The sequence below is a fragment of the Shewanella japonica genome, assembly GCF_002075795.1.
Taxonomy (GTDB): Bacteria; Pseudomonadota; Gammaproteobacteria; order Enterobacterales; family Shewanellaceae; genus Shewanella; species Shewanella japonica.
On record NZ_CP020472.1, the window covers coordinates 1,802,611 to 1,818,471 of the forward strand.

Sequence of the window (15,861 nt, forward strand, 5' to 3'; positions counted from 1 at the left end):
AATTGAAAATAAGCCCTTAACTCATTTGGAAGCGAACTCAATGACCTCAGTAAATAGCGCTCAGCTTCAATTAACTGATTTACTGCCTCAAGAACAAACGGCATTAGCAGCACTTAAACAAACGGCAAACAAGGCATTTGTTACCGGAGCGGGCGGCTTTCTAGGTAAGAGTATTTGTAAACGTCTGCGCGCCGCGCAAATTGAGGTCGTAGGATTTGCCCGTGGTGATTACCCTGAACTCACTGCAATGGGTGTTGAGATGTTTAAAGGTGATCTTGCTGATTATGATGGGGTGGTTAACGCTATGGAAGGCTGCGATCTCGTGTTTCACGTTGCTTCAAAAGCCGGTGTTTGGGGAACTAGAGATAGTTATTTTGAACCTAACGTTAATGGCACCGCCAATATCATTAGAGCGAGTAAAGCCCATCAAATAGACCGTATTGTGTATACCAGTACCCCAAGTGTGACTTTTGCTGGTGAAGATGAAGCAGGAATTGATGAATCAGCGCCATATGCGGCTAAATTTTTAAATTATTATGGCCACTCAAAAGCGCTAGCAGAAAAGATGATTCTTGATGCAAATAGCGAAGAGCTTAAAACCACAGCATTACGACCTCATTTAATCTGGGGGCCTGAGGATCCGCACTTGGTTCCAAGGGTGATTGAGCGTGCTAAAAAAGGCAAATTAAAACTAGTAGGCAAGCAAGATAAGTTAGTTGATACGATCTTTGTCGATAATGCTGCATTTGCACATATTCTTGCCGCTGTAGAGTTAAGTCATCAAGCAAACTGTGCTGGTAAAGCCTACTTCTTGAGTAATGATGAACCAATAACAATGGCTAACATGCTCAATAAAATTTTAGCTTGTGTTGATATCCCCCCCGTTGAAAAACGAGTACCTGCAGGGGTTGCCTATGCAGCAGGAGTGGTATTAGAAGGCATATATGGCCTTTTAAAGAAACAGCAAGAACCGATAATGACACGATTCGTAGCAAGGCAATTATCAACCAGTCATTACTTTGATATTAGAGCAGCAAAAAACGATTTTGGGTATCAAGCGCTAATCAGTATTGATGAAGGCATGATAAGACTAAAGCAGTCGCTTTAGTCTTATGTAAATAGTCTCTAAATAAAAGCGAGAAGTTTAGTCACTGAGTCACGCTGTACTAAGTGATTGGTTTAATAAAACGACAAGGGTTGCCGGCATACACACCATTGCCGGCGATATCTTTAGTCACAACACTGCCTGCACCAATCACAGTGTTATCGTGAATGGTAATGCCAGGCAATACAGAAACATTTCCGCCTAACCAAACATCATTTCCTATCGTAATCGGCTTTCCGAATTCAGTATTGCGGCGTGCAATAGGATCAATCGGGTGTGTGGCCGTTGATAACATAACGTTAGGGCCAAACATAACATTGCTTCCTATTTTGACTTCACAGACGTCTAAAATAACCAAATTATGATTGGCATAAAAATTATCACCGATCGTGATATTAGTGCCATAGTCACAGAAGAAGTTTGCTTCGATATGACAGTGTCCAGTGATATTAAGTAATGTTTTTAGCATGGCTTGGCGTTTATCATTATCCAATGGACTGAGCTGATTAAACTGATGACACACTAATTTTGCCTGATTTCTTGCAGCTAGAAGCACTTCATCCCACGCATCATATGCCAGGCCTGCTAGCATTTTTTGTTTCTCAGTCTGTTTTTTCATCACGATAACCTTAAGTGCGTGAATAATTTTTCTTTAGTATGACTTAAGTTTACAAACCAAACATAGACTTATGTCTGCTATACGCCGGGTGTAACTTGATTATCATAACGGTATTACTTTAACGCATTGTTTTAGGGGACTTATCGCACCTAAATTTCATGCAATAGGATGGATACTGGCAGATGAACATTAAATTCACTGAGTTATATCGTCAATTAGGACGTCTAACCAAGGCTAAAAACCTTAAGGTTTTGGGGCTGTTTTGCATCATGCTAACAAGTATACCTTTAGCAATAGGCCAAAATCAGCCTAAGCAAGAATCCCTTCATAATCCTTTGATTGGTAGCTGGGCGCTGTTTGATGGCAAGTACCTCAATGAGAATAAACAATGGGTTGATTATAAGACACTTAATTTATCTGCTATTAAGCTTGTGTCGGCAACGCACTTTAGCTTCACGACAATGAAAAAAGAGGGCGGGAAAAAGACATTTTGGGCAAGTGCTAGTGGTCATTACGAATTAATTAATAATCAATATACCGAGTTTCCGACGTTGAGCTCATTTGGGGTGAAGCCAGGAGAGTCCTATCGCTTTTTATTTATGTTAAAAGAAAATGAGTGGCATACGCAAAGATACGATGGTGAAGATCTCGTTGAAGAGGAGGTGTGGAAAAGGCTTGATTAAAGGGCTTGCGGATTTTCGTAATCTTGGCTTTACAAGTTTGAAGGTATCAAAAAGTCGTTTTAGCATTGGCTAATTTATCAGCACATGTATCTTGAGTTTGACTTACCCACACCAATCACAATTCTAATGAATGGGTAAGAAGGGAGAAAAAGATGCATAAACCATGGAATTTAGCCACATTAGCCATCCACGCAGGGCACGAGAAAGATGCGCTTGGGGCGTTGGTATCGCCACTATATCAAAGTGCGACATTCGTTTTTGATAATGCAGAGCAAGGAGGAGCCCGCTTTGCGGGTGATGAAGCTGGATACATTTATACTCGTTTAGGAAACCCGACAACCAATGAGTTAGAGCGTAAAATGGCTTTGTTAGAGGGGGCTGAACAAGCAGCTGCCTGTGCGTCTGGGATGGCTGCAGTATCGGCATCGCTTATGACTCATTTGGAATCAGGTGATCATCTCATTGCCTCAAACGCGATTTACGGCTGTACTTTCGCTCTATTAAGTAGTCAGTTAACCCGTTTTGGGGTTGAAACAACCTTCGTCGATTTTAGGGATCTTTTAGCCATAGAAGCGGCCATTCAACCGAATACCAAATTATTATTTTGTGAAACCCCAGTGAACCCTCACTTACAAGTGTTCGATTTGAGCGCCATCGTCGATATCGCCAAAACCAATAACCTGATTACGATTGTCGATAACACCTTTATGACGCCATTGTTACAGCAGCCTATTAACATGGGAGTCGACATGGTCATCCACAGTGCCACAAAATATTTAAATGGTCACGGTGATGTTATTGCCGGAATAGTGTGCGGTTCTGAGGCGCATATCCACAAATTGAAGTATGAGATTTTAAAAGATTTTGGTGGCGTACTTTCGCCACATGACGCGTGGCTAATTTTGCGTGGAATAAAAACCTTAGATGTGCGATTACAAAGACATTGTGATAATGCAGAGATATTAGCTGAATACCTTAATCAGCATCAAGCTATAGAAAAGGTGTTCTATCCAGGGCTTAAGTCTCATCAAGGTCATGGGTTTCTTGGCTCACAAATGAAACGTGCGGGCGGGGTGATTGCATTTGAAATAAAAGGAGACATCAAACAGGCAATCAAATTTGTCGATAGTTTGTCACTATTTACTATTGCTGTCAGTTTAGGAGATGCAGAGTCGTTAATTCAGCATCCAGCTTCTATGACTCATTCGCCATATACCCCAGAAGCCAGAGCTGCTGCTGGCATTACCGATAATCTATTGCGTATCTCTGTCGGATTGGAAAACGTAGAAGACTTGATAGAAGATATTTCACGAGCATTGAATATGTGCGCAATCGATAGCAAATAGTAGAGGTAGATAAATAAACTGGGTAGATATCAAAAACTAAATTCTTTAATTGTAATAACAAACTAAGAAATAAGCAGAACAAGGGAAAATAACTGAATAAGATAGGTATTGATAAAATTGGTTGCGGGAGCTGGATTTGAACCAACGACCTTCGGGTTATGAGCCCGACGAGCTACCAAACTGCTCCATCCCGCGTCCGATTTTTATCTTTTGTTATTAAGTGGTTGCGGGAGCTGGATTTGAACCAACGACCTTCGGGTTATGAGCCCGACGAGCTACCAAACTGCTCCATCCCGCGTCCGTACTTAATAATGATAGTGGTTATATTGGTTGCGGGAGCTGGATTTGAACCAACGACCTTCGGGTTATGAGCCCGACGAGCTACCAAACTGCTCCATCCCGCGTCCGAATATAAACTATCTTGCTTAAACAGTGCGATATAGCTTAGCTATAATACCTTGTTGCCATCATTATATTGGTTATCAATTGATACCATTACAAAATTGGTTGCGGGAGCTGGATTTGAACCAACGACCTTCGGGTTATGAGCCCGACGAGCTACCAAACTGCTCCATCCCGCGTCCGTTTAAGCGGGGCGAACTATAACGACCTAAGCTGTACTTGGCAAGTCATAATGACAATTTTATGATTGTTTGCTGGGTTAATGAGCATAAATCGATATTTTAGTCACATTCAGTCGTTTTAATCGCCAAATCCGCTATCTCTATTCTGAGTCGCTTGCCTATTGACCGAGCGATACTTGGGCTAAGGGAACGACTTATTAGTGAGAATGACCCATTTGGTGAGGCAATTTGAATTAAATTGTCTTAAAAAGATGAGTATTTATCCAATTCAACCACATTTTCTCACTTGAACTCTTGATTAGGTATATAATGCCGACTTAATTATATCTGTGAGATGATGACTGCCAATTCCATGTTAAATTTTTTTGCTGCAGCCCCTAAGGGTTTTGAATATAGCTTAGCCAATGAGCTTAAAGAGTTTGGTGCTACTGATGTTAAGGAAAGCGTTGCGGGCGTATATTTTTCTGCTCCACTTGAGCTTGCCTATAGAATTACATTGTGGACAAGACTAGCGAGTCGCATTGTCGTGGTTATCTATAAAGGGGCTTGTGAGTCAGCCGAGCAACTTTATAACGCAGCTTACTGTATTGATTGGCCTTCGCATTTTTCTAATAAGAGTACATTCAGTATCGACTTCCATGGTACGGGTGGCTTTATCAATAATACGCAATTCGGTGCATTAAAAATTAAAGATGCAGTCGTAGACCGTTTTCGTGATGATGGCGAGTGCCGTCCTGACGTTGAACGGTTAAATGCTGAATTTAGAATTGACGCCCACTTTAGAAATAATCAATTAACAGTATCGATTAACTTTTCTGGGCCTTCATTGCATCAACGTGGGTATCGTGCCACAACAGGTGAAGCACCACTAAAAGAAAATCTAGCAGCGAATATGTTGGCCCGTAGTGGCTGGCAAGCCAAGCCAACGGATTTGCTCGACCCATTTTGTGGTAGTGGAACAGTCGTCATTGAAGCGGCATTAATGGCGTCAGATATCGCCCCTGGTTTGCAACGTGCACGTTTTGGGTTTGAGCATTGGCAACGTCATGATGACGCAGTTTGGCAAGCTGTACTACAGGAAGCTAAAGCACGTGCTTCTTTGGGTAAGACTCGTTGCCAAGTGAAGTTTTTTGCATCTGATATCGATTCTCGCTTAGTGGCATTAGCTAAGAAAAATGCTGAAAATGCCGGTGTCGCTGATTTGATCGAGTTTTCCGTTTCAGATGCGCTGAATGTCACCCCACCAGTTACTGAAGGTTTTTTAATTTCTAATCCGCCTTACGGGGAACGATTAGGTAGCATCACTGAGTTATTACAACTTTATTACCAACTTGGTGATAAGTTCAAAAAAGACTTTGGCGGATGGAAAATCGCCATGCTATGTAGTGACATCGAATTATTGTCAGCCTTGAAGCTTAAAGCTGATAAACAAATGAAGATGTTTAATGGTGCATTAGAGTGTGGCTTTAACTTGTACACTTTACATGCTAAAAGCACCCGTCGTGAAGCGCCTGTATTGCCAGAAGGCGTCGATATTGCTGATATTTCGCCAGCATTTGCTAATCGTATTAAAAAGAATATGAAGCAACTGACTAAATGGGCGAAAAAAGAGGGTATCGATAGTTACCGTATTTATGATGCCGATTTACCTGAATATAACGTTGCTATTGATAAATATGTCGATCACGTTGTGATTCAGGAGTATTCAGCGCCAGCCAGTATTCCTGAGGCTGTTACCAAACGTCGTCTTACTGATGTATTGCTTTCGCTTCCTGCTGCGTTAGGTATTGACCCTGATTTAGTTACCCTTAAAACCCGTGAACGTCAAAAAGGCACTAATCAATACCAAAAACTTGATGAGCAAAAGCTTGAGATTATTACCCAAGAATATAATGCGCGCTTTAAGTTAAATCTGACTGGCTATTTAGACACAGGCCTATTTTTAGACCATCGTTTAACGCGTAAATTGGTCGGCGAGAAATCTGCTGGCAAGCGTGTATTGAATTTGTTTTCTTATACGGGATCGGCGTCAGTCCATGCTGCACTTGGCGGTGCTAAGTCGGTAACGACCGTCGATATGTCTAATACCTATCTTGCTTGGGCAAAAGAGAATTTTGAGCTTAATAATCTCAATGTTAGACAATACCAATTTGAACAAGCTAACTGCATTCAATGGATTAAAGACTGCGACCAGCAATTTGATTTGATTTTCATCGACCCACCAACTTTTTCCAACTCTAAAAGAATGGAAGACAGTTGGGATGTTCAGCGTGACCACGCCGCTTTATTGGTTGATTTAATTAAGTTACTTAGCCCAGATGGTGAGATCATCTTCTCTAATAACAAGCGTAAGTTTAAGATGGACATCGATTTATTAAGCCAGTACAAAATGGATATTAAAAATATCGATAGCCAAACCTTGCCAATGGATTATAAGCGCAACCCGCATATCCATAACACGTGGTTAATTACGCATGCAAAGTCTCCTTACGCTAAATAAATAGACGCAAAGAGGTATCGTTTGCAAAGCAAAACAACAGAAAGTCATTTGATTTTATATCACACAGATGGTTGTCATCTGTGTGAAATTGCTCAGGCCCTGGTTGAGCAATTAGGTATTCATTATCAACATATTGATATCTGCGATGATGAAAATCTCGCTGCACGCTATGGCGTGTCAATTCCAGTGGTATCTGTGGGTGATAAAGAGCTGTTTTGGCCATTTGATGAGTCACAGCTAACTGATTTTATTAGGAGCGTCGTTTGAGTTTAGTTCGTATTAATAATGGTTCTTTAGCGTATGGTTACACACCATTATTGAAAAACGCAGACTTTACCATTTTACCGGGTGAGCGTGTTTGTATTGTAGGCCGAAATGGTGCAGGTAAGTCGAGTTTAATGAAAGTATTGTCTGGTGACGTATTACTCGATGATGGTGAATTCAATATTGCCTCTGATGTCAATGTTAGCCGCTTACAGCAAGACCCGCCTAAAGCAGAAACGGGTACAGTATATAAGTATATTTCAGCTGGGCTTAAAGAGATTGGTGAACAATTAGATAGATACCACCAATTGTCACATGATGTGGCAACCGCCAATCCTGATGCGATGGAAAAAATGCTTAATCAAATGACTCGTTTACAAGAGTCACTTGATCATAACAATGGCTGGCACTTAGATTCTCGTATTAAACAGAATTGTGAACTGCTAGGGCTTGACCCTGATAAGCCACTTAATGAATTATCTGGTGGCTGGCAGCGTAAGGTTGCATTAGCTCGTGCATTAGTAAGCGAGCCAGATTTATTGCTCCTTGATGAACCAACTAACCACCTTGATATTGACACCATTGAATGGCTTGAGCAGTTTTTATTAAGTTTTAAAGGCGCCATTGTATTTGTGAGTCATGACCGTGGATTTATTCACCGCATGGCAACACGGATTGTCGACCTTGACCGAGGGGTTGTCACATCTTGGCCTGGTAACTACAAAATGTACCTTGAAGGTAAGCAAGAGTGGTTACGTGTTGAAGCTGAACAAAATGCTCATTTTGATAAGAAACTGGCTGAAGAAGAAGCGTGGATTAGACAGGGCGTTAAGGCTCGTCGTACCCGTAATGAAGGCCGAGTAAGAGCGCTAAAAGCCTTACGAGTTGAGCGAAGTGAACGCTTAAATCGTCAAGGTAACGCTAAGATGAATGTCAGTGACTCAGAGCGTTCAGGTAAGTTAGTCTTCGACATTAAAAATGTAAATTACAACCTACCTGAAAAAGACTTAGTTAAAAACTTCAGTTCAACCGTGATGCGCGGCGATAGAATTGCACTGATTGGTCCTAATGGCTGTGGTAAATCAACCTTGATTAAGTTATTGATTGAGCAGTTAACGCCACAATCTGGTGAAGTTAAAGTCGGCACTAAACTTGAGGTTGCTTACTTTGACCAGTATCGTGAAGCGCTAGATCCTGAAAAAACAGTGGAAGAAAATGTTGGCGACGGTAAAAGTACTGTCACCATTAATGGCCAAGACCGCCATATTTTGAGCTATTTACAAGACTTCTTGTTTTCACCTGCCAGAGCAAGGACGCCAGTAAAAGCCTTATCTGGTGGTGAGAAAAACCGGTTATTGTTAGCGCGCTTACTGTTACGACCTGCAAACTTAATTATTCTTGATGAACCAACCAATGACCTTGATGTTGAGACACTAGAATTGTTAGAGTCTTTGCTAACGGATTTTGAAGGTACCTTACTGATTGTAAGTCATGACCGTGAATTTATTGATAATACGGTCACCAGTAGTTGGTGGTTTGCCGGTAATGGTGCATGGCACGAATATGTTGGCGGCTATAATGATGCAGTTTCTCAAGGCGCTAAATTTTATTCTGAGGAACCTGAAGCAACATCTGTTGTCATACCATCAGCACCTGCAGAAACTAAGCAAGAAAAACCGAAGAGAGTGGCTGCTGCAGCACCGAAAAAATTATCGTTCAAGCTTCAACGGGAGTTAGATCAATTACCCGCCAAAATGGAGAAGCTTGAGCAAGAGGTAGAAGAGTTACAAAATACTGTGGCTTCGGCTGATTTTTATAGCCAACCACAAGATAAAGTCAACACAGTGTTACAAGCGTTGGCAACAAAAGAACAGGAATTGGACACTTGCTTTGAACGTTGGGAAGAACTCGAGTCATTGAAGTAAGCGCATAATAACAATAGGAATTAAAATGAAGTCGAAGTTTGATAAGGCATTATCAGTCGTTGCCTTGAGTGTGCTAGGCGCTATAGGAAGTGTTCAAGCAGCACCCGTATACGAAATCGTTAATATTGAAGATTTTGATCTCAAAGGAAATGTTGACGGAACCAGCCGTGGTTATGCATTAGCTGTTAATGCAAATAATGAATTAGTTGGCGTATCAAAAGGTAAAAAGAAATTATCTGTTGATGATGAAGACGAAGATGATGTTATTGACGTTGAAGATGGTATTGCGCCAGAAGAAGCGATTGTCTATTCGGTATTTTTACCGATTGTGGCGAATAACTTCACTTTCACTGCGGAAGAAAATGACCCTGAGTCTCCATGGAATCCAAACTTTTACAGCATTAATGGTACAACACCACCAACAGAAGTTGATGATGAAGGCGAGTTAGTGGTTAACTCTGTTGATACTTATTTTTATGGTATGAACGATTCAGAAGTGAAAGTGGGTTCATACACAGCGCCTGAAAAAACCATTGATTACGAAGGCACTGACGAAGACCAAGAGTTTTGGTATTACCGAGATTTTGAACTGCGTGGCGTGGCTGTGACTGCAGACGGTACTGAAATTGAACTTGTCCCTTCATACGAAACTTATGTTCGTGAAGAAGATGACTTTGTTGTTGAGCTAGGTGGTTGGTCAGCAGCAGCTGCCGTTAACAATAATAACCTAGTCGCAGGTTATGCAAGTACTGATATCATTGAGTACAGTGCAGGTCGTATCGATGATTGTATCGACGCAAGCCAAAACGAAGATGCTGAGTTTCCAGTTCCAGTAGAAATCTGTGTTCAGGCAGATCAATACCCATCAAACGGTACACGTAATATTTCTTACCAAACACGTGCACATGTATGGCAAATTGAAGCTGATAATACGATACCTGAGGATAACATCGTAGAACTTCCATTGGGGCTAACACCTGACGAAGATTCAACACTGAACTACATTGCTCAAGGTTTAGGTATCAATAATGATGGTGTTGTCGTCGGTCGCTCTCATACATACCGTAATGGTAAAGAAGATGACTTGTACCAGGATGCTGCCTACTGGCAAAAAGATAGCAATGGTGACTACCAATATAACTGGATTGATCCAGATATTTTCAGTGATACAGTTTATAGCTCGATTGCATACGATATTAACGATAACGGTATCGTGATTGGTAGCTTACAAAAATACATCAGTGGCTACTTACGTGAAAAGTTCTTCTATTACGATATAAATGATCCAGGTGCAGAAATTGTTATTCCTGATGACTTTCAAGACGGCATCTCAGATCTAACCAGCAAGCCTAAGTCGATTAATAATGCCGGACAAGTCGTCGGTAATATTGAAGTGACTTATGATAAAGATAAGCCACGTCCGAAAGCTGCCTTCTTGTTCAACATGAATGATAATGAATTTATCAATATCAATGACAATTTGACCTGTGAGTCAAAAGGTTATGAACAAGATGAAGACGGTAATTGGTCACGTCACCCAATTGAAGTGATTGATGGTGACGGCTCTATTCTTACCTATGGTTCTGAGTTTTATGTGGTAGAAGCAAACAGTATCAATGAAGAAGGTACGATTGTTGGTACTGCTTTTGTTCGTAAACCAGTTTACCAATATGATACTGATGGTAATTTGATTTTGGGTGAGAACGGTACACCATTATTTGAGATTGATGGTAATGGCGATCCTGTTACTTCATTCTTAACTCGTATGGTCGTACTTAAGCCAGCAGCAGGAAATCAAGAAGCCTGTACTGAGTCTGACTTAGTAGAAGACGAGCCATATGAGCGTAAAGGTGCTGCATCTTGGGCTTGGTTGTTAAGTTTACCTTTGCTTTGGTTACGTCGTCGAAAAGCAAACTAGCTTGAGCATTTTTTGAACAAAAAGTCGAGGTTTTTTCCTCGATTTTTTTTTCTGTTTTTTCTCAGTACGTTAATTAAAATCCCATAAATTTGTCATAAATCGACATTGATCTTGTCTAAAAAAGCGCCTATTCCTAATGATGAAGCTTTGGTATTTATCGACCCAAAAGCTTAATTAACAAAACGAGGATGTGTTAATGAAAAGACAAAAAAGAGATCGACTAGATAGAGCTTTTTCTAAAGGATTCCAAGCAGGCATTGCTGGACGCTCGAAAGAAATTTGTCCTTATGGAACTTTAGATTCTAAATCACAATGGCTAGGCGGGTGGCGTGAAGGTGTTGACGGCAGGTTAAGTGGATTGTTTAACAAATAGTAAGGAAACACATATTAAAAAAGCCCTCAAACGATGTTGAGGGCTTTAAAGTAGTATCAACCTATATCTTTATCATATTTGCTCTGAGTAAGCAGTAATGGCAGCTAAAGTGACTTTAAACTGATTAGATACTTTTATTCACGGACAATTAAAAGTTTGCTTAAAAAGTCGATGTATCTTTGAAAATACCGACTTTTAGATCAGTAGCAGAATAAATCTCGCGGCCATCAACTTCCATTGTTGCATCAGCAATTCCCATAACCAACTTACGATGTATTTTACGTTTTAAAGTTAACTTGTAAGTGACTTTTTTGGCATCTGGTAATACTTGACCAGTAAACTTAACTTCACCAACACCCAGTGCACGGCCTTTACCTTCAGCGCCTTCCCAGCCGAGATAAAAACCAACTAATTGCCACATGGCATCTAAACCTAAGCAACCAGGCATAACGGGATCACCATTGAAGTGGCAATCAAAAAACCATAACTCAGGTGTTATATCGAGTTCAGCGACGATTTCGCCTTTGCCAAATTCACCGCCATCTTCATTAATTTTGGTAATTCTGTCGATCATCAGCATATTATCAACAGGTAAGCGAGGTGAGTTAGGCGCAAAAAGGGTACCGTTACCGCAAGCGATTAGCTCTTCTTTTGTGAAACTATTAGCTTTTACCATTTAAAAATTACCACTTATTCGAGAATAGGTAGACAAGATAGCGAACACGTGTAAGCTAAACAACTCCGATCACTAGATTATCCGTAATTTAATTAAAATTCGTTGTAAAAATGACGGCTCAATCTCTTCTTCATCTTGTCCCGCCATTTTTTCTAAGCGTTGCTGAACTAAACCATAAAGAGATTTTTCAGGAAAATCATTGTCTTCATTTCTCTGGCCTGCTTCAATGTCCATTAACAAACTGATGGCCTGATCCATATGCTCAATGGCATGAATGTGGAATTTACCATTTGCAACCGCTTCAATAATTTCAGGAGACAGGTTCAGTTGTAACACGTTTGCTTTTGGAATAATGACGCTTTGTTCGCCGGTTAATCCACGTTGTAAACATAAGCGATAGAAACCTTCAATCTTTTCATTCACCCCACCAATTGCTTGGACATTACCAAATTGATCAAGTGCGCCAGTGACTGCAATCGATTGATTAATAGGTTGCTCCGCAATTGCTGACATTAGACAGCAATATTCTGCTAGTGAGGCGCTATCACCATCAATTTCTTGATAGGATTGTTCAAATACAATATTGGCATTCAAATGTAATGGCGCATCGCGGCCGAATATACGATACAAAGAGGCTGAAAGGATCATCATGCCTTTAGTATGAATGTTACCGCCTAATTCAGATTTTCTTTCAATATCGATAACTTCGCCGTCACCATAATGAACTGTTGTGGTAATTCTGGCTGGCTCACCGTAGCTTGCATCGTCGGTATCGACCACAGTTAATCCGTTTATTTGGCCTATCATCTCACCTGATGTTTGCAAATTAATGAAATTATCTGCAAAGTTTTGAGCGGCATAAAGCTCAGAGGTTTCATGACGACGTTTAGCTTGTTTTATGGCTTTGGTAACTGACGTGCCGCTGACCGTTTTTGATGTTGTATAACTCGCTGCTTGGAGCATTAATTGTGATAATAAAATGCTTGATAGGCTTAAGCGTTGTTGGTGTTCAGTGAGCTTTGCACTATGCCAAAATAACGTCATTAGGGCTGAAGTTTCTAATGTAACGTCGACTTGCTTTGCGAGGCTATGTAACCACTGTAAATATTGGGCTTCAGAGTATTGGGTTAGATCTAATTCTGAATTGAGTTCAGCCAGCAAAGGGAAGTACTTTAAAAATACCGGATCTTCAGAGCGCAAATGACTGAATAAGTTAGCATTACCCACTAAAATGATTTTACAATTAAGTGGAATAGGGGCAAGTTCACTGTTAATTTTGTAGCAATTATCTTGGAGAATTTGCATCACAAATTCCCAAAGCCCTTCGCGCTTCCATAATGACTCTACGTCGATGAATACATAATGGTGACTGGCTAATATCCCTGCCTTATATTGGCTAGACTTGTCTGTTTTAACCATTCTTCCGATTAGTTCAGCGCGGCGAATAGAGCCACTGAGGTAATGATATGACTTATTTTGGCTTGCAATAATACCAACTGATGCTGCAGGCAATGCTGTTTGCCATCGAAAACTAAAATCCAAATCCTCAGTGGGTGTTTTGCTGGCCACTAAATAGGAGTCAGATGGCGTATCAGCTTGCTCGACAATCGCTTTTATTAATAATTGACGATCGATACCCGCATAATCAGCCAAGAATAGATGTTGATTCTCAAGCTTAGTCATTAGCTGAAAAGCTTCGACAGCTCGCTCTTGACCTAATAGCAAATGGCTTAAGTAAACGGTACTCGGTAAAGACTGAGGTAAAGTGAATTGAGGTGCAAGTTGCGACGTCGGGATCAAAGTTGTGGTCATAGCTACAAGTATTAGAAATAATTAATTGCGATTTTAGCACACTATGTCGTCATATCATCGTCATATGGCTGAAATGATTCGTATAACAATCGCTACCGATTTTAAATAAGCCTATTTATTGGCGTGGTTAACTGCGTAATGTGGGTTTGTTTTGGTTAATTATTATCTAAAAAGACGATTTGATGACCATTTGAATAATTTTTCAAAATTTACGGTTTACAATGACCGCTGATACTTATATTATTCACGGCGTTCGGAGAGATGGCAGAGTGGTCGAATGCACCGGTCTTGAAAACCGGCATGGGTTTGTAGCCCATCTAGGGTTCAAATCCCTATCTCTCCGCCATATTTAAAGAAGCCCGCTATTTTATAGCGGGCTTTTTGTTTTTTTGATTTTGAAATATTGGCAATGGGTTTGTAGCGTAATCAATGTAGGGTTCAAATCCCTACCTCTTAGCCATATTTATCGAAAAAGCCCGCTAGCAATAGCGGGCTCTTTTGTGTCTGGATTCGAACTTTTAATGAAATGGTTTGTAGCGTGTCAATGTAGGGTTCAAACCGCTATCTCTGCGCCATATTTAGAAAAGCCCGTTACTGCAAAGTAACGGGCTTTTTGCTTTCTGTATTTTGAAATATTGGCAATGGGTTTGTAGTGCATCAATATAGGGTTCAAATCCCTATCTCTTAGCCATATTTAGAGAAGCCCGCTATTTTGTAGTGGGCTTTTTGCTTTCTGTATTTTGAAATATTGGCAATGGGTTTGTAGTGCATCAATATAGGGTTCAAATCCCTATCTCTTAGCCATATTTAGAGAAGCCCGCTATTTTGTAGTGGGCTTTTTGCTTTCAAAATTTGGAATTAACGGGCTTTGCGTTTTTTATAAATGGCCACATATGTGTTGGATTTTGTATCTTGATTGATTAGGGTAACTATTCAAACCGTTAAGGAACTATCTAACTTATCTAGGAGCAAGTTTGTCAGTTATAAGTCAGCAATCAGCAGAGCATTATATATGGGGAAATAATTGTGATGGTTGGCATCTGGTGAAATCAAAGCAATTAAGTGTTATCCAAGAGCGTGTGCCACCAGGTAGCTTTGAATCTCGGCACTTTCACCAGAAATCAGAGCAGTTTTTTTTCGTTTTATCGGGTATAGCAACGATAGAAGTGGAGGGTGAAGTATTGACTGTTAATCCGTTGCAAGGGGTTCATGTCGGTGCTGGCAAAGCCCACCAATTAAGTAATCAACATAATAGAGAGTTGGTATTCACGGTGACCTCTACGCCACCAAGTCATGGGGATAAGATAGAACAAGGTTAACTTTATAAAACTATTTGTAGAATGAGTCACTTGTTATTAATTATTATTAACTTTATGTAGTTGTCTGATTTTTATGGTTTATTTTTTCTTTGTCCTGAGGGGGAGTCTTATTACTCTAAAAATTGAGTGTTAACTTGTAAGTGATTGCCTATAATCGCTCTACATCATTAAGGAATAGTATCGTGATAACCCGTGGCTTAGCATTTATAGTGTTATTTTTATCGTTGAGTTTATTCTCCACGATGATTGCTGCCGAGGGAAACCCAGCTTTACACGTTTCTGGGCCTTCAATAAGTTATCAAGTTAGCCATATTAACCCCATTGTGAATGATGTCGCTTTACACACAGAGCTTGAAACCAGCTTTAATCAAACTCACATTGAGCCTGTAAAAGATTTGCCACTTATCAGTGACATTGAGCGCTTTGATTTTCTCAATGATTTTCGCCGAGTCGTGAGTCATGATAACCGCGCAGGTATCGGCGAAAAACCCAATTACTCCCTTCTCATCGCTTTTTTTGAACCGATGATTTTTAATCGCTATATTGCTCCAATCTCAACTCCCAAGTTTGTTAATCACTGGACCAGCCAGCTGAGCTCCGCAATATCCCGTGTTTCCGGTTGGAAAGATGGCAATAGTCTGTATAGCCATAACCATCAACGTCTAGCTTAATTTCTTTGGCTTGAAATCCGATATTTATCGGAATTTTACCGTGAGCTTTTGATTATTGAACCGCGA

Annotated in this window: 13 protein-coding genes and 5 tRNA genes; 11 read left to right on the forward strand and 7 right to left on the reverse strand. The window is 40.5% G+C overall.

The genetic code is table 11. The features are described 5' to 3' along the window. The first annotated feature begins 40 nt into the window (after window positions 1–40). The gene (oleD, locus tag SJ2017_RS07720; protein ID WP_080917434.1) at window positions 41–1,108 is read left to right on the forward strand and encodes a 2-alkyl-3-oxoalkanoate reductase; all 1,068 of its coding nucleotides are present in this window, start codon (window positions 41–43) and stop codon (window positions 1,106–1,108) included. 58 nt (window positions 1,109–1,166) lie between these two features. On the opposite strand, the gene SJ2017_RS07725 is transcribed toward oleD, so the two are convergent. Next, window positions 1,167–1,724 carry a sugar O-acetyltransferase gene (locus SJ2017_RS07725; protein WP_080915397.1) on the reverse strand — a complete coding sequence of 186 codons (558 nt, stop codon included), beginning with the start codon at window positions 1,722–1,724 and terminating at the stop codon, window positions 1,167–1,169. A 182-nt stretch (window positions 1,725–1,906) separates the two neighbouring features. Between SJ2017_RS07725 and SJ2017_RS07730 the strand changes: the two genes are divergently transcribed. Together SJ2017_RS07730 and SJ2017_RS07735 are read left to right on the forward strand one after the other, a co-directional pair. Beyond that, the gene (locus SJ2017_RS07730) at window positions 1,907–2,407 is read left to right on the forward strand and encodes a hypothetical protein (protein ID WP_080915398.1); all 501 of its coding nucleotides are present in this window, start codon (window positions 1,907–1,909) and stop codon (window positions 2,405–2,407) included. 152 nt (window positions 2,408–2,559) lie between these two features. Further along, window positions 2,560–3,753, forward strand: a complete 1,194-nt coding sequence (locus tag SJ2017_RS07735; RefSeq protein WP_080915399.1) for a trans-sulfuration enzyme family protein — start codon at window positions 2,560–2,562, stop codon at window positions 3,751–3,753. Window positions 3,754–3,871: 118 nt separating this feature from the next. Here SJ2017_RS07735 and SJ2017_RS07740 read toward each other — a convergent pair. The 4 genes from SJ2017_RS07740 to SJ2017_RS07755 form a co-directional block, all read right to left on the reverse strand. Next, window positions 3,872–3,948: transfer RNA gene (locus tag SJ2017_RS07740), tRNA-Met, on the reverse strand. A 26-nt stretch (window positions 3,949–3,974) separates the two neighbouring features. Further along, window positions 3,975–4,051: transfer RNA gene (locus tag SJ2017_RS07745), tRNA-Met, on the reverse strand. 29 nt (window positions 4,052–4,080) lie between these two features. Then, window positions 4,081–4,157: transfer RNA gene (locus SJ2017_RS07750), tRNA-Met, on the reverse strand. Window positions 4,158–4,257: 100 nt separating this feature from the next. Further along, a tRNA-Met gene (locus tag SJ2017_RS07755) sits at window positions 4,258–4,334 on the reverse strand. Between the two features lie 355 nt (window positions 4,335–4,689). Here SJ2017_RS07755 and rlmKL point away from each other — a divergent pair. From rlmKL to rmf, 5 genes are all read left to right on the forward strand, one after another. Next, on the forward strand, window positions 4,690–6,837 hold the full coding sequence (gene rlmKL, locus SJ2017_RS07760; RefSeq protein WP_080917435.1) for a bifunctional 23S rRNA (guanine(2069)-N(7))-methyltransferase RlmK/23S rRNA (guanine(2445)-N(2))-methyltransferase RlmL: 2,148 nt from the start codon (window positions 4,690–4,692) through the stop codon (window positions 6,835–6,837). A gap of 21 nt (window positions 6,838–6,858) precedes the next feature. Further along, window positions 6,859–7,104 (forward strand): glutaredoxin family protein, encoded by a 246-nt coding sequence (locus tag SJ2017_RS07765; RefSeq protein ID WP_055022984.1) that lies wholly within the window; start codon window positions 6,859–6,861, stop codon window positions 7,102–7,104. After that, window positions 7,101–9,026, forward strand: a complete 1,926-nt coding sequence (locus SJ2017_RS07770; protein ID WP_080915400.1) for an ABC transporter ATP-binding protein — start codon at window positions 7,101–7,103, stop codon at window positions 9,024–9,026. The genes SJ2017_RS07765 and SJ2017_RS07770 overlap by 4 nt, the downstream gene beginning before the upstream one ends. A 25-nt stretch (window positions 9,027–9,051) precedes the next feature. After that, the gene (locus tag SJ2017_RS07775; RefSeq protein ID WP_080915401.1) at window positions 9,052–10,944 is read left to right on the forward strand and encodes a DUF3466 family protein; all 1,893 of its coding nucleotides are present in this window, start codon (window positions 9,052–9,054) and stop codon (window positions 10,942–10,944) included. Window positions 10,945–11,140: 196 nt separating this feature from the next. After that, window positions 11,141–11,317: a ribosome modulation factor gene (gene rmf, locus SJ2017_RS07780; RefSeq protein WP_055022981.1), complete on the forward strand. Its 177-nt coding sequence runs from the start codon at window positions 11,141–11,143 to the stop codon at window positions 11,315–11,317. Window positions 11,318–11,477: 160 nt separating this feature from the next. On the opposite strand, the gene fabA is transcribed toward rmf, so the two are convergent. Both fabA and SJ2017_RS07790 read right to left on the reverse strand, forming a co-directional pair. Beyond that, the gene (gene fabA, locus SJ2017_RS07785) at window positions 11,478–11,993 is read right to left on the reverse strand and encodes a bifunctional 3-hydroxydecanoyl-ACP dehydratase/trans-2-decenoyl-ACP isomerase (protein ID WP_055022980.1); all 516 of its coding nucleotides are present in this window, start codon (window positions 11,991–11,993) and stop codon (window positions 11,478–11,480) included. A gap of 72 nt (window positions 11,994–12,065) precedes the next feature. Continuing rightward, window positions 12,066–13,805, reverse strand: a complete 1,740-nt coding sequence (locus SJ2017_RS07790; RefSeq protein ID WP_065109212.1) for an AAA family ATPase — start codon at window positions 13,803–13,805, stop codon at window positions 12,066–12,068. A gap of 255 nt (window positions 13,806–14,060) precedes the next feature. Between SJ2017_RS07790 and SJ2017_RS07795 the strand changes: the two genes are divergently transcribed. From SJ2017_RS07795 to SJ2017_RS07805, 3 genes are all read left to right on the forward strand, one after another. Continuing rightward, window positions 14,061–14,151 (forward strand) — tRNA-Ser (locus SJ2017_RS07795). Between the two features lie 628 nt (window positions 14,152–14,779). Continuing rightward, window positions 14,780–15,124: a cupin domain-containing protein gene (locus SJ2017_RS07800; RefSeq protein ID WP_080915402.1), complete on the forward strand. Its 345-nt coding sequence runs from the start codon at window positions 14,780–14,782 to the stop codon at window positions 15,122–15,124. Window positions 15,125–15,306: 182 nt separating this feature from the next. Beyond that, entirely contained in the window at window positions 15,307–15,795 is a 489-nt protein-coding gene (locus SJ2017_RS07805; RefSeq protein WP_080915403.1) for a hypothetical protein, read from the forward strand. Window positions 15,796–15,861 lie beyond the last annotated feature (66 nt).

Excerpts from the sequence above, each read along its gene's own strand:
- oleD (WP_080917434.1), top strand. The coding sequence starts at position 41 with ATGACCTCAGTAAATAGCGCTCAGCTTCAATTAACTGATTTACTGCCT.
- SJ2017_RS07725 (WP_080915397.1), bottom strand. The coding sequence starts at position 1,724 with ATGAAAAAACAGACTGAGAAACAAAAAATGCTAGCAGGCCTGGCATAT.
- SJ2017_RS07730 (WP_080915398.1), top strand. The coding sequence starts at position 1,907 with ATGAACATTAAATTCACTGAGTTATATCGTCAATTAGGACGTCTAACC.
- SJ2017_RS07735 (WP_080915399.1), top strand. The coding sequence starts at position 2,560 with ATGCATAAACCATGGAATTTAGCCACATTAGCCATCCACGCAGGGCAC.
- rlmKL (WP_080917435.1), top strand. The coding sequence starts at position 4,690 with ATGTTAAATTTTTTTGCTGCAGCCCCTAAGGGTTTTGAATATAGCTTA.
- SJ2017_RS07775 (WP_080915401.1), top strand. The coding sequence starts at position 9,052 with ATGAAGTCGAAGTTTGATAAGGCATTATCAGTCGTTGCCTTGAGTGTG.
- rmf (WP_055022981.1), top strand. The coding sequence starts at position 11,141 with ATGAAAAGACAAAAAAGAGATCGACTAGATAGAGCTTTTTCTAAAGGA.
- fabA (WP_055022980.1), bottom strand. The coding sequence starts at position 11,993 with ATGGTAAAAGCTAATAGTTTCACAAAAGAAGAGCTAATCGCTTGCGGT.
- SJ2017_RS07790 (WP_065109212.1), bottom strand. The coding sequence starts at position 13,805 with ATGACCACAACTTTGATCCCGACGTCGCAACTTGCACCTCAATTCACT.